Genomic DNA, 12542 nt, shown 5'->3' with positions numbered 1-12542 from the left:
ATCTGAAATCGTCATCTGTTCGGCCATCACGCATGACAGATCATCACCCCCGATTGATAAAGGAGGGAAGCTTTCACACATACGCTTTGAACGCCGCGGTTCGCTGTTCTGCCAGCCGGTTCGGATAGTTAGAGCACGAACCGATTCGCCCCTTTACTCGCGAATCGAAGGGGATCGTGATCAACAACTTTACGAATGTTAATAGCCAATAAGTACAAAATTTCGTCGCGTCCCAGAATGAGACAGGGCGAATCTCTTTGTTGATTCATCTTGGTATTTCAAGATTATGACGCGGCCGTGATGATTTCATCTATGAATCATCCGCCTCAAGTATCGCGTTATTCATAGCTGGCGACATCGGATTCCGTGCGGGAGCGATGACCAATGTTATGCGGACTGGGCTTGCATCGAACAGGCGCGCGAGCGGTATGGAATGCCGGCATCGGCTTTTCGACCTGCGCGCATTGCGGCCGCGAGATCATCCGCCGCCCCGGCCGCCCGTGGGCGCGCGTTCCCCGCGGTTATGTCGTCGTGTGGAGACCCATACGGCCCGACCCGCCGAGGGCCGCCGGCGAGCATCGCGACTGGAGCAAGCCGGCGAGCTGGATCGCCGACGCCGCAAGCGAATCGCATCCGCCGAACATGGCCGAGATGCTCGAGGCGATAACCGTACAGCCGCCCTTCACCGACATGATATCGTCGCTGTCGCCGCTGCCCGCGCCGGCAACGCTTGCGCCGGCGCCTGACGCGACTGCGGAGATCCCCGCCGATCCGCCGCGCGAGCCCGTGGAGCGCGCCCGTCCGCCACAACCCTCGCGGCGCGCCGCGCGGATCCGCACGACGCTCTCGCTGCTGCACCACCGGATCGCCCGCCGCCTTGCGCGGCCGGCGGTCGCGCGCGAACCCGCATCGCGCGGTTTTCGTCACCTCGCGCGGCGGATCGGCGCGGCGCAGCCGGGTGGCAAGCGGATCGCGACGATCCTGCTGAGCGCGGTCTGCGACGCGGGCACCGCCAACGATACGATGCTGATGTTCGCCGCAATGCTGCAGGACGAGCTCGGCGGGCGATTGCTGGTCGTCGATGCGACGCTGCGCGCCGACGGCATCAGCAGCGCGCTCGGGCTGAGCGCGGTCCCGGGCTTTTCCGACATGCGGGATGACGATCCCCACGGCGCGCTCGAAATGATCCAGCTCCTCCCGCGGCCCTCGGTCTTCCTGATGCCTGCGGGGCTGAATCCCGGCGCGGTGAATTCGAACGATCTCCCCGCGCTGCTGCCAGCTCTATCCGCGCATTTCGATCATATCCTCATCCAGCAGCACGCCATTTTCAGCGACACGCGCTACCTGCCGATCGCCGCCGGCGCCGATCTGGTGATCGTGCTGGCCGAGGAGGGCCAGTCGCGCATGCCCGATCTCGCGCGCTGCCGCGAAACGTTTCGCGCCAATGCGATCGGGCAGGTCGGGATGCTGCTCGCGCTCCCGCCGACGGATCCAACCGCGTGATCCGCCGCCTCGCGCCTGCCGACGCCGATCTTCGCGTGCTCGGCCTCGCGGCGCTGGCGGCGGCAATTGCGGCGCTGATCGTCGTCGCCGGGCTCTCCCCGTCGCCGAAGATCGCATTGCTGTCCGCCGGGGCGATCGCGGGGGCGGGGATGATGATCGCGTCGGGCAATCCGCGGCTGTTCTGCCTTTGGGGTCTCGGTCTCACCGCGCCGCTCGGGATCGCCAAGCGTTTCCATCCGCTGCCGCATATGGGCGGCGCCGGCGCCTATTCGATCGAGGCGGTCGACTTCTTCCTCGTCGCGCTCGTCTGCTTCCTGGTGCGCGATATCCTTGCCGGGCATCGCCGGCTGCGGCTCTCCCCCGTCACCTTCTGGTGGAGCGTGATGATCCTGCTCGGCGCCTTCACCGCCTCGGTCGGCCCGTTCGGGCATCTGCCGCTGGTCGAAGCGGTCCAGATGGCCAAGACGCTGCTATTGTTCCTCGTCCTCGTCAACGAACTGGTGCGCGTGCGCCAGTTCCTGCATCTTTTTGCCGCATTGTGCTGCGGGCTGATGCTGCAGTCGCTGATCGGCATCCTGCAATATGCCAAGAAGGGCGCGATCGGGCTGCAGTCGCTCGGCGAGGCGACCGCCACCACGCTCGAATATGCCAATAAGGCGACCTATATGGACGGCGGCGACACCTTCCGCATCGGGGCGTTGCTCGGCCATCCCAATCTGCTCGCCGGGTTCATCGTCATCATCGCGCCGATGCTGCTGGCGATGCTGGCGACGCGGGTCGGGCGCGTCTGGCGCTGGCCGATCGCGCTCACGCTGGCGACCGCGATGCTCGCGCTGCTGCTCACGTTGTCGCGCTCGGGCTGGCTGGCCTTCGCGCTCGCGGTGCCGATCGTCATCGCGCTGCTGCTGCGCCACCCGGCATCGCGCCATCGCGCCGCGCCGCTCGCGATTGCGACGCTGACCGCAACGGCGCTGGGCGCGATCGCGGCCGCCCCCGCCATTCTTCACCGCTTTACCGGCAGCGATCCGGGCGCGCTCGATTTCCGCTGGGAGTGGATGAGCGTCGCCTGGGGGATGGTAAAGGATCACTGGCTGGTCGGCACCGGGCTCAACAGCTTCGTCTACAACCTCCCCGGGCGCACCGAATATGGCGGCCATGTCGGGCTGATCCAGCGGTTCGGCGCGGACTGGCCGGTGGTGCACAATATCTACCTGCTCACCTGGGCCGAGCAGGGGACGATCGGTTTCGTGGCTTTCCTCGCGGTGCTTCTTACGCTGCTGCGCATCGGCTGGCGCAACGCGCGCGATTGCGCCGATCCGACCTTGCACGCGCTGAGCATCGGCGCGCTGGCGGGGCTCTGCGCCAATCTGGTCGACGGTTTCGGCAGCTTCTATCTGCGCCAGATGCCGGGCGCGCGCGTCTTCTGGATGGCCGCGGCGATCGTCGTCGCGGTGCGCTACTGGCAAATGGCCAACCGGCCGGTGACGGCATGAGCGCGCGCAGCCTCCTCCATAATTCCGCCAGCCTCGTCGCCGGCAGGATCGCCTTGTCGGCGCTGCGCATGATCAGCGCGCTGATCGTCGCGCGGCTCGCCGGCGCGGCCGATTTCGGCGCCTACATGCTGGTGCTGGCCTATGTGACCTTGTTCGAATGGCTGGTCGATTTCGGCCAGACCGACATCGCCGTGCGCGATATCGCGCATGTGCCCGCGCGGCGCGACACGCTGCTGACCGCGCTCGCACGGATCAAGGCGCTTCAGGGCGTAGCGGGCGCCGCGGCCCTGCCGCTGCTGCTGCTGGCGATGGGCGATGATCGCGCGCTGGTGCTCGCGGGGCTGGTCGGCGGCGCCTCGGTGCTCGCCAATGCGTGGCTCCAGCCGGCGCGCGCGGCGCTGCGGCTCGCGATGCGGATGGACCGCGATATCGCCGCGGAGCTGGCGGGGACGCTCGCGACGCTGCCGCTGCTGGCGGCGGCGGCCTGGGCCGGCGCGCCGGTCGCGCTGCTGACCGCCGCCTTCGCCGCGGCGCGTCTCGTTCAGGCGGGGTTGGCGATCCACTGGGCCGCGCCGCTGATGCGCCGCCGCGCGCCGCCGCGCGGGATGGCGCTGGATCTGCTCAAGCAAGCGGCGCCGCTCGGCCTCGCCGGGCTGCTGGTCGTCACCTATGACGCGCTCGCGCCGCTGCTTCTCGCGCGTTTGCTCGATCTCAAGGCGGTTGCGCTCTACATGGCGGCGGCGCGCTTCATCTTCCCCGTGCTGGTCGCGGTGCAGGGTGTCACCTCGGCCTTCTTCCCCGTCCTCGCGCAACGCGGCGCCGGGCTGGCGCGCGCGCAACAGGCCGCGCTGATCCTCTCCACCGGCGCGGCGGCGCTGATGTTCGCCGGCATCCACGGCGGCGCATCGTTCCTGATGGGGCTGATGGGGCCCGAATTCCTCGCGGGGGTCGCGGTGCTGCGGCTGATGGCATGGACCCTGCTGCTGCGCGCGATCACCACCGTCATGTCGCCGCTGATCGTCATCGCCGGGTGGCAGGGAAAGGCGATGGGGCTGACGTTGCTGTCGCTGATTGGCCAGGGCGCGGCGCTGCTGTTGCTCGTCCCGCGCTTCGGCGTGCTCGGCGCGGCGATCGGCTATCTCGTCGTCGAGCTGCTCCTTGGCACCGCGATCGTCTCCTGGCTCGGCCAGCGCGCGGTGCAGATTCGGCTCGACTGGCGACCGGTCGCGGCGTTGCTGGCCATCGCGGCGGCATCGGTGGCGATCGTCGACGCCAGCCCGATCGCCGGCTCCTTCCTCGGCGGGGTCGTTGCCGGCACGCTGGTGACGACGCTGGCGGCGATCGCCGCGGTCGCGGCGCGCTTCAGCATCCGGCCGCTGTGGCACGAGCTGCGCCAGGGCCGGATGATCGTTTCGGGAGGCATGGCATGAGCGCGCCGCGCGTCGCGATCGCCTGCCCCGGCGTCGGGCTGGTGCAACGCGGGTTCGAACGCCTGTTCCGCGACCTGTTCGACGAGATGCGCCGCGACTTCAGCATGACGTTGTTCAAGGGCGGCGGCCCGCGCACCGCGGACGAGATCGCGCTCCCCTTCCTGGCGCGCGGCGGGCGTGCGATCCGCTATCTGCCGATCCACCGGCTGATGCGGCGCACCCCGATGCACGCCGAATGCCTCACCTTCGCGCTCGCGCTGCTGCCCCATCTGCGCGACGGCCGCTACGATATCGTCCACGTCATCGATCCGCCGCTCGCGCGGCTTCTGTTCCACCTGCGCCGCGCGCTGAAACTGCGCTTCCGCCTGCTCTATACCGAGGGGACGGCGATGCCGCCGCGCGATTATCCGCCGTGCGACGTGCTCCACCAGATTTCCGCCGCGACGCTCGCCGAGGCGGTGGCGGGCGGCCAGACGGCGCGCGCGATGCGGCTGGTGCCCTGCGGATACCGCCCGGACCATTTCCATACCCGGCTCGGCCGCGCCGAATTGCGCGCGAGGCACGGCATCCCCTCCGATCGCTTCGTGATCCTCTCGGTCGCGGCGCTCAATCGCGGGCACAAGCGCACCCACCACCTGATCGACGAGGTCGCGCGCCTGCCGGGCGCGCCGTTGCTGTGGCTCGACGGCAGCCTCGATCATGGCGATCCCGATCTGCCCGATTACGCCCGCGCGCGCCTCGGCGATCGGGTGCGGGTGACGCATGTTCGCTCCAGCGAGGTCGGCGAGCTCTACGCCCTGGCCGATGTCATGCCGCATGCCGCGACCTTCGAGGCATTCGGGCTCGCGCTGGTCGAGGCGGCGGGGGCGGGGCTGCCCGTCGTCACCCACGATGCGCCGCATTTCCGCTGGCTGCTGCCCAATCCCGATTGCTGGATCGACATGACCGCGCCGGGCGCGCTCGCGCAATTGCTCGAAACGATGATGCACGACCCCGCCGAACGCCAGCGGCGCGTGATGAGCGATCATGTCCGCGCCAATTACGCCTGGTCGACGCTGCGCCCGTCCTATGCCGCGCTCTATCGGGATATCGCGGCATGATCGCGCCGCCGCGCCTCGCCATCATCATCGTCAACTGGAACGTCCGCGATCTGCTCCGCGACTGTCTCGCCGCGGTCCGCGACAGCGAGGGGCTGGCGCCGGGCGACATCGAGACGATCGTCGTCGACAATGATTCCGCCGACGGCAGCGCGGCGATGGTCGCGGCGGAATTCCCCGCGGTGCGGCTGATCGAAAGCGGCGCCAACCTCGGCTTCGCGCGCGGCTGCCAGCGCGGTTACGAGGCGACCGCCGCGCCGTTCGTCATGCTGCTCAACCCCGATACGATGGTCGACCGCGACGCCATTGCGACGATGCTGGCGACGATCGCGGGCGATCCGGCGATCGGCATCCTCGGCGCGCGGCTGCGCAACAGCGACGGCAGTTTCCAGCGCGCGTCCGGCGGCGCCTTTCCCACCCTCGCCAATCTCGCGTGGAACTATCTGTTTCTCGGCCACCTGCTGCCGCGCCGCTGGGCGCCGCCGGCGGTCTATCTCGACGACGATCCGCCCGGCATTCGCCCGATCGACTGGGTGTCGGGCGCGTCGCTCACCTTCCGGCGCGCGGCGGCGGGGCCGCGCATCTTCGATCCCGCCTTCTTCATGTTCGGCGAGGATATGGAGGTGTGCCGGCGCGTCCGCGACGCGGGGTGGAAGGTACTTTATTCCGCACGACAGAGCATCACCCACCACCACGGGCAGAGCTTTGCCCGGCAGACCTCGCTGGAGGTGCTGGCGACGGTCTACAAGGGGCCGCGTTTCTTCTTCCGCCAGGGGCGCGGGCCGCTCGCCCGGCTGTGCTACGACGCGATCCTTTTTACCGGCTATGCCAGCCGCTGGGCGATCTTCAGCCTGCTCGCCGCCGTGCGGCCGGGCAGCGGCCATGCCGAGATGGCACGGTTCAGCCGCCGATATCTCGGCGCGATGATCAAGACGATGTTTCGCGAGCCTCCGTTGCACAACCGAAGGGAGCAGAACGATGAACAGGGGTGTAAAACGAATATTGGTCACCGGTGGCGCCGGATTCCTCGGCTCTCATCTCTGCGACAGGCTGATCGCCCGCGGGCATGAGGTATTGTGCGTCGACAATTTCTTCACCGGATCGAAGAACAATATCAGCCATCTCCTCGGCAATCCTCGCTTCGAGTTCCTGCGGCACGATGTGACCTTCCCGCTGTTCGTCGAAGTCGACGAGATATACAATCTCGCCTGCCCGGCCTCGCCGATCCAATATCGCGTCAACCCGGTGCAGACCACCAAGACGAGCGTCCACGGCGCGATCAACATGCTCGGCCTTGCGCGACGCGTCGGCGCGAAGATTCTCCAGGCGTCGACCAGCGAAGTCTATGGCGATCCCGAAATCCACCCGCAGCGCGAGGATTATTGGGGCCGGGTGAACACCACCGGCCCGCGCGCTTGCTACGACGAGGGCAAGCGCTGCGCCGAAACGCTGTTCTTCGATTATCATCGCGAGCGATCGGTGAAGATCAAGATCGCGCGCATCTTCAACACCTATGGCCCACGGATGGACCCGGGCGACGGCCGCGTCGTCTCGAATTTCATCATGCAGGCGCTCACCGGCCAGCCGATCACCATTTATGGCGACGGCGAGCAGACGCGCTCCTTCTGCTATGTCGACGATCTGATCGAGGGCCTGATCCGGCTGATGGCCAGTCCCGACGATTTCACCGGCCCGGTCAATATCGGCAATCCCGGAGAGTTCACCATATTGGAGCTTGCCGAGACGATCCTCGAACTGACCCGTTCCAAGTCCCAACTGGTGCGCAAGCCGCTGCCGACCGACGATCCGCGCCAGCGTCGCCCCGATATCGAGCTGGCGCGGACCGAACTCGGCTGGCAACCGACCGTGATGCTGCGCGAGGGGCTGCGCCATACGATCGCTTATTTCGACGACTTCCTCGGATCGCAGAATAGCGGCCTGATCTTCGAACGATTCCCCGAGCAATCCTTTACGACACGCCAGAATCTGGTTCAGCAGAGCTGAGCCAGCGGCGCCGGCCAAGGCCCCTTCTCCCTTGGGCGGGCCGGCGCCGACACTGGCCTTTCGTCTCAGCGCCGCAACGGGGTGATCGGCGCGCCCGGATCGCCGGACTCGGCGATGGGCGCCTGCATACCGGTCGCAAGCTGCATGCGCAGGTTCGCCAATTGCCCCGGCGGCAATGGCGGCAGCTCGCTCGCCGGCTTGCCCGCGCGCAACCGTGCGCGATCTTTCTCCGAAGGCTCGACGCGGCGGACGCGGACCGGCGCATGCCCTTGCGCCTTGATGCCGAGTTCGTCGGCGGCACCGCGCGACAGGTCGATGATGCGCCCGCCACCGGTCGCAAACGGCCCGCGATCGTTGATCCGCACGATGATCCGCCGCCCGGTTTCGAGCGCGGTCACCTCGACATAGGTCGGCAGCGGCAATGTCGTGTGTGCCGCGGTGATCCAGCGCGGACGGAAGCGTTCGCCGTTGGCGGTTCGATTGCCCGATTCCGCGCCATACCAGCTTGCATAGCCGAGCATGTCGTAGGTCGGATCGGCGGCGGGGACAAAGGTCGTGCCGCGGACGACATAGGGCCGGCCGATCCTGACCGGCGTATCGCTGACGGGGCGATAATTGCCGCCCGCGCACCCCGCGAGGATCAGGACCGCGGCGAGGACGCTTGCGGCGCGGATGTTGATTTGGTCCAGCATCGCACGCGACCGTAATCGTCCGACGCGCGTTCATGAAGCCGCTTTGTGACGCTGATTCCGGGTCCGCGATGCGGCAGCGGCGCCACAGTGAGCGCGACAAGCTGCCGCGCGATCAAACAATCGTTGCGCTGGCGCCAGCGGCTTGTCAGTTTCCGCCCCATTCTCGTTGAGGGGCCACATCTATGCGCCGGATATTATTCGCGTCTCTGCTCGTCATTGCCGCGTCGACCGCCACCGCCGAGCCGATCTCAAAGGATCAGCTGATGACCGCGCCGGCTGGCGCGCGTCACTATACCTTCAGCTCGATCGCCGGAAAACACGGCGACGTCTGGTCGTGGACGATGCCCGACGGGCGGATCGCCTATCGCATGTCGATGTCGCTGCGCGGCTGGGTCACCGAGACCGACGAGGTGATGACGCTCGGGCCGGACAAGCGGCCGACCGCGATCGCGATCCGCGGCTATACCGATCAGGGCGACGCGACCGAAACGTTCGACGTCGACGCGGGCGGCGTCGCGCGGTGGAAGACGGTGATCGATTCGGGCTCGGCCCCGTTCGCCGGCAAACGCTACAACACCTATGGCGGGCCGCCGCTCGCCGCCGAACGCGAGGTCGACGCGCTGGTCGCTGCCGGGGACAAGGGCATCGACATGCTGCCGGGCGGGCATGCCAGCATCACGATCGGCCAGCCGGCGCAGATCGACGGGCCGAACGGCGCGGAAACGGTCAAACTCGCCTTCATCCGCGGCTACAGCTTCGCCCCGCTGCCGGTGTGGCTCGACAAGGACAATCGCTTCTTCGGCAATGCCGGGGTCATTTCGCTGCTGCCCGAAGGATATGAGAAGAACGGCCCGAAGCTGAAGGAGATCCAGGACAAGGCCACCGCGGCGATGGTCCGCGATGTCGCGCATCAATTCCTCACCCCGGCCAATCGCACGCCGACGCTGGTCGATCATGTGCTGATGTTCGATTCGGTGGCGGGCAAATATCTGCCCGATCGCGCGGTGCTGATCGCCGGGGGCAAGGTCGCCGCGGTCGCCGCGGGCGGGTCGATCAAGCCTCCCGCCGGCGCGACGGTGATCGACGGGCGCGGCAAGACGCTGTCGCCGGGGCTGTGGGATTCGCACCAGCATGTCGGCGACGACTGGAACCTGCTGCAGAATGTCGCGACCGGGATGACCAATTATCGCAGCCCGGGCTCGCTGATCGACGACGCGCACAGCATCTACAGGCGCCGCGCGGCGGGCGATCTGCTCGCCCCCGACGGCAAGATCTCGGTGATCATCGATCGCAAGGACCCGCTCGCCGCGCAGGGGGCGCTCACCGTCTCCTCGGCGGCGGAGGCGGTCGCCGCGGTCGACAAGATCAAACAGGCCGGGCTGTGGGGCGCGAAATTCTACACCTCGATGAATCCGGCGTGGATCGCCCCGGCCGCCGCCGAGGCGCACAAATTGGGGCTCCACGTCCACGGCCATATCCCCGCCGGGATGCGCCCGCTCGATGCGGTGCGCGCGGGCTATGACGAGGTCACCCACATCAATTTCATCATGATGCAGGCGATGCCGCAGGAGGTGGTCGACAAGGCCAATACCGCCGCGCGGCTCGAAGGCCCGGCGAAATACGGCAAGGACGTCGATCTCGATTCCCCGGCGATGACGGCCTTTTATGCCGAGCTCGCCAAGCGCGGCACGATCATCGATCCGACGCTGACGGTGTGGGAGCCGATGATGACCTCCGACGGCTCGGCGATCTCGCCCGAATATGCGCCCTTCGCCGATATCGCGCCGCCCGCGGTCGCGCGGAGCTGGCGGGTCGGCGGCTATCCCTTGTTCGGCGGGCTGACGCGCGACGATTTCCGCAAGAGCTTCGACAAGATGGTCGGGCTGGTCAACCGGCTGCACAAGGCCGGGGTGCGGATCGTCGCGGGCACCGACGGCTATGGGCTCGAGCTGGTGCGCGAGCTGGAGCTCTACCAGCAGGCCGGGCTGAGCAACGCCGAGGCATTGCAGACCGCGACCATCATCCCCGCGCGGATAACCGGGATGGCCGATCGCGCCGGATCGATCGCGCCGGGCAAGGCCGCCGACATCATCCTCGTCGACGGCGACACCTCGAAGGATCTCGGCACCCTCCGCCACGTCAACACCGTGTTCCTCGACGGCTATCGCCTCGACGGCACCGCGCTGCGCACGGCGAGCGGATTGAGCGGGATGCCGAAGTAAGAAAACGGGGGCCCGGGGCTGGATCGGCGCCGGGCCCGAACATTCGTGGGCGGCTATGATCCGTTCGCCCTGCGCTCGTCGCAGGGCTGTCCTTCTTCGTCGGAAGAAAAAGCCAGGGCTTCGACAAGCTCAGCGCGAACGGAGAGGTCGTCCCGATCTGAGGCGCGATGCTCAAACGCGCATCAGATCCTTCCCCACCACCACCGGGCCGCGGTAATTCTTGCGGATCGCCGCCAGCGCCGCCGTTTCGTCGAGATCCTCCGCCCCCGGCGCCATGCCCAAATGGGTCAGCACCAGCTTGCCCACCTTGGCCCGCGCCGCCAGCGCGCCGACATTCTCCGGGGTCAGATGCTCCAGCTCCATATGCCGGATCATCGGGGTGACATCGACGCTCTTGTCCGCGCTGCGGCTTCGGATATCCGCGACCACCCCCGGCAGGTCGATGATCTCGCTGATCAGCACGTCGGCGCCGCTGGCCAGCGCCTCCACCGCGGGGCTCGGCCCGGTATCGCCGGTATAGACGATGCTGCGCCGCGGCGTTTCGAAGCGATAGGAGAAGGACATGTCGTGGCCATAAGGCCGCGCCGGCAGGTGCATCGTCGCATAATGCGTATTCTCGACCGCGGTCACCCGCAGCATCTCGTCGCGATACACCTCCACCGGCCCCGGCTGGGTGATATCCTTGCCGAAGAAGAATTTGTCGGGCGGCGGCGAATGCGCGCTCTCGCCGCGGAAGATATCCGCCTGGATCGCGATCGCCTTGATGCTGCTGTCGATCACCGTCTGCGTCCCCGGTGGGCCGTAGATCGGCACCGGGGCGCTGCGCAGCCGCTGCATCGCCGCCTGTACCCAATCGAGCGACAGGAAGGCGGCGATCCCCGCGGTATGATCGAGATGGAGATGCGAAATGAACGCGGCGTCGATCCGGCTCGGCGCGACCCCGGCCTGCACCAATTGCCGCGTCACCCCCGCGCCGAGATCGATCAGATAGGAACGATCGCCGACCTGGAGCAGATTGGCCGGCTGCATCCGCGTCTTGCGCATCACCGGCCCGCCGCCGGTCCCCAGCAATATCCAGCGATCCTCGGGCGTGGTCGCCGCGCGCAGCGGCGCGGCCGAGATCGCCGCCCCCGCCAGCGCGCCACCCAACAGCCCCCTGCGCGTCATCTCCATCTGCGGCTCTCCGTTATTCTATCGGGTCGAAGTGCCGCCAGACCTATCCCCGCGCGCAGAATACTTCAACTACTAAGGATATCGCTCACTCGACCTTCGCCCAGAAGCTCTTGCCGATCGTATCGTAGCGCCGCATCGCCGCGATCATTTCCGCCCGCAGCGCGGCATCGACCATCTCGGCGGGCAGCAAGGGATCGGTGTTGATCGTGCGGATCACCGACTGGCCGAGCAGCAACGTCTCGCGCGCCGCCTCGACGGTCGTCATCGCGGCGAGGCGATCCTCGCTCGCTGCCATCTCGTCGATCCAGTGCCGGTAGCGCGCCGCGATCGCCGCCGCCGGCCATAGACCGCGGAACGCCGCCTCCTGCGTCGCGAGCGCGCGCACGTCGCCGAGGATCGTCGCGGTCTCGTCGAGCCCGAGCCCGACGAGGCGCGCGGCAAAATCCTCGAGCGACAGCGCCAGATTGTCGGGCCGCACCCACAAGCCGCTTTCCGCGCGCGCCAGCCCGTTAAGCCGCAACGCGCGCTCCTGCGCGCGCACCTGCCGGCGGTCGCTGCGCCCGAGATGATCGACCGCAACGACGATCCAGCGTCCGTCCCACGCCCGGACGCGCGATTCCGCCTCGGCCCAGCCGCGCGCGACGCGATTGAGCGCCAGCCCCTCGCGCCCGATCGCATAGACCCCGCGCTCGACCTGCTCGACCATCTCGTCGCGCACCAGCCGCCCCAGCGCCATCCGCATCGCCGCGCCGTCGACCCCGCAGATTTCGGCGCGGCGCGCCAGTGCCGCCGCGCGCATCGGCCGCGCGCCGCTGGTCGACAGAAAGGCCAGCGCGAGCGTCCGCGCCGACAAGGGCTCGCGCCAGTGATGTAACGATATTTGACTCACAAAGCCATTTCCTGTTACAACTCCGTTCGACAGCCCGAA

10 protein-coding genes are annotated in these 12542 nt (G+C 67.8%); 7 read left to right on the top strand and 3 right to left on the bottom strand.

Features of this window, described 5'->3' with window-relative positions; translation table 11 throughout:
* The first annotated feature begins 402 nt into the window (after nucleotides 1-402).
* Genes NED98_RS02850 through NED98_RS02825 form a run of 6 tightly spaced genes read left to right on the top strand, consistent with a single transcriptional unit; the run spans nucleotide 403 to nucleotide 7527 of the window.
* Complete coding sequence (locus tag NED98_RS02850) at nucleotides 403-1503, top strand: tyrosine-protein kinase family protein (protein ID WP_265311863.1); 1101 nt, start codon at nucleotides 403-405, stop codon at nucleotides 1501-1503.
* Nucleotides 1500-2996 carry an O-antigen ligase family protein gene (locus tag NED98_RS23255; protein WP_265311862.1) on the top strand — a complete coding sequence of 499 codons (1497 nt, stop codon included), beginning with the start codon at nucleotides 1500-1502 and terminating at the stop codon, nucleotides 2994-2996. Before NED98_RS02850 ends, NED98_RS23255 begins: the two co-directional genes overlap by 4 nt.
* Nucleotides 2993-4426 carry an oligosaccharide flippase family protein gene (locus tag NED98_RS02840; protein ID WP_265311861.1) on the top strand — a complete coding sequence of 478 codons (1434 nt, stop codon included), beginning with the start codon at nucleotides 2993-2995 and terminating at the stop codon, nucleotides 4424-4426. Before NED98_RS23255 ends, NED98_RS02840 begins: the two co-directional genes overlap by 4 nt.
* On the top strand, nucleotides 4423-5526 hold the full coding sequence (locus NED98_RS02835; RefSeq protein WP_265311860.1) for a glycosyltransferase family 4 protein: 1104 nt from the start codon (nucleotides 4423-4425) through the stop codon (nucleotides 5524-5526). The genes NED98_RS02840 and NED98_RS02835 overlap by 4 nt, the downstream gene beginning before the upstream one ends.
* On the top strand, nucleotides 5523-6593 hold the full coding sequence (locus NED98_RS02830) for a glycosyltransferase family 2 protein (protein WP_265311859.1): 1071 nt from the start codon (nucleotides 5523-5525) through the stop codon (nucleotides 6591-6593). The genes NED98_RS02835 and NED98_RS02830 overlap by 4 nt, the downstream gene beginning before the upstream one ends.
* Complete coding sequence (locus NED98_RS02825; protein WP_265311858.1) at nucleotides 6502-7527, top strand: UDP-glucuronic acid decarboxylase family protein; 1026 nt, start codon at nucleotides 6502-6504, stop codon at nucleotides 7525-7527. Before NED98_RS02830 ends, NED98_RS02825 begins: the two co-directional genes overlap by 92 nt.
* Nucleotides 7528-7592: 65 nt before the next feature.
* On the opposite strand, the gene NED98_RS02820 is transcribed toward NED98_RS02825, so the two are convergent.
* Entirely contained in the window at nucleotides 7593-8219 is a 627-nt protein-coding gene (locus NED98_RS02820; RefSeq protein WP_265311857.1) for a septal ring lytic transglycosylase RlpA family protein, read from the bottom strand.
* Nucleotides 8220-8482: 263 nt separating this feature from the next.
* On the opposite strand from NED98_RS02820, the gene NED98_RS02815 reads away from it, so the two are divergent.
* Nucleotides 8483-10441 (top strand): amidohydrolase family protein, encoded by a 1959-nt coding sequence (locus tag NED98_RS02815; protein WP_265311856.1) that lies wholly within the window; start codon nucleotides 8483-8485, stop codon nucleotides 10439-10441.
* A 171-nt stretch (nucleotides 10442-10612) separates the two neighbouring features.
* Here the strand turns inward: NED98_RS02815 and NED98_RS02810 are convergent, their stop codons facing one another.
* Together NED98_RS02810 and NED98_RS02805 are read right to left on the bottom strand one after the other, a co-directional pair.
* Nucleotides 10613-11614 carry an MBL fold metallo-hydrolase gene (locus NED98_RS02810; protein WP_265311855.1) on the bottom strand — a complete coding sequence of 334 codons (1002 nt, stop codon included), beginning with the start codon at nucleotides 11612-11614 and terminating at the stop codon, nucleotides 10613-10615.
* A gap of 85 nt (nucleotides 11615-11699) precedes the next feature.
* Nucleotides 11700-12503, bottom strand: coding sequence for a PaaX family transcriptional regulator C-terminal domain-containing protein (locus NED98_RS02805; RefSeq protein WP_265311854.1), 804 nt, complete (start codon nucleotides 12501-12503; stop codon nucleotides 11700-11702).
* Nucleotides 12504-12542: the final 39 nt, after the last annotated feature.

Origin of the sequence: Sphingomonas lycopersici (assembly GCF_026130605.1) — a bacterium.
Lineage (GTDB): Bacteria > Pseudomonadota > Alphaproteobacteria > Sphingomonadales > Sphingomonadaceae > Sphingomonas > Sphingomonas lycopersici.
This window is presented reverse-complemented; position numbering and strand designations above follow the sequence as displayed.

What these genes read in the sequence shown, in the direction of transcription:
- NED98_RS02815 (WP_265311856.1), top strand. Translation starts at nt 8,483, where the DNA reads ATGACCGCGCCGGCTGGCGCGCGTCACTATACCTTCAGCTCGATCGCC.
- NED98_RS02835 (WP_265311860.1), top strand. Translation starts at nt 4,423, where the DNA reads ATGAGCGCGCCGCGCGTCGCGATCGCCTGCCCCGGCGTCGGGCTGGTG.
- NED98_RS02810 (WP_265311855.1), bottom strand. Translation starts at nt 11,614, where the DNA reads ATGGAGATGACGCGCAGGGGGCTGTTGGGTGGCGCGCTGGCGGGGGCG.
- NED98_RS02820 (WP_265311857.1), bottom strand. Translation starts at nt 8,219, where the DNA reads ATGCTGGACCAAATCAACATCCGCGCCGCAAGCGTCCTCGCCGCGGTC.
- NED98_RS02825 (WP_265311858.1), top strand. Translation starts at nt 6,502, where the DNA reads ATGAACAGGGGTGTAAAACGAATATTGGTCACCGGTGGCGCCGGATTC.
- NED98_RS02840 (WP_265311861.1), top strand. Translation starts at nt 2,993, where the DNA reads ATGAGCGCGCGCAGCCTCCTCCATAATTCCGCCAGCCTCGTCGCCGGC.
- NED98_RS02830 (WP_265311859.1), top strand. Translation starts at nt 5,523, where the DNA reads ATGATCGCGCCGCCGCGCCTCGCCATCATCATCGTCAACTGGAACGTC.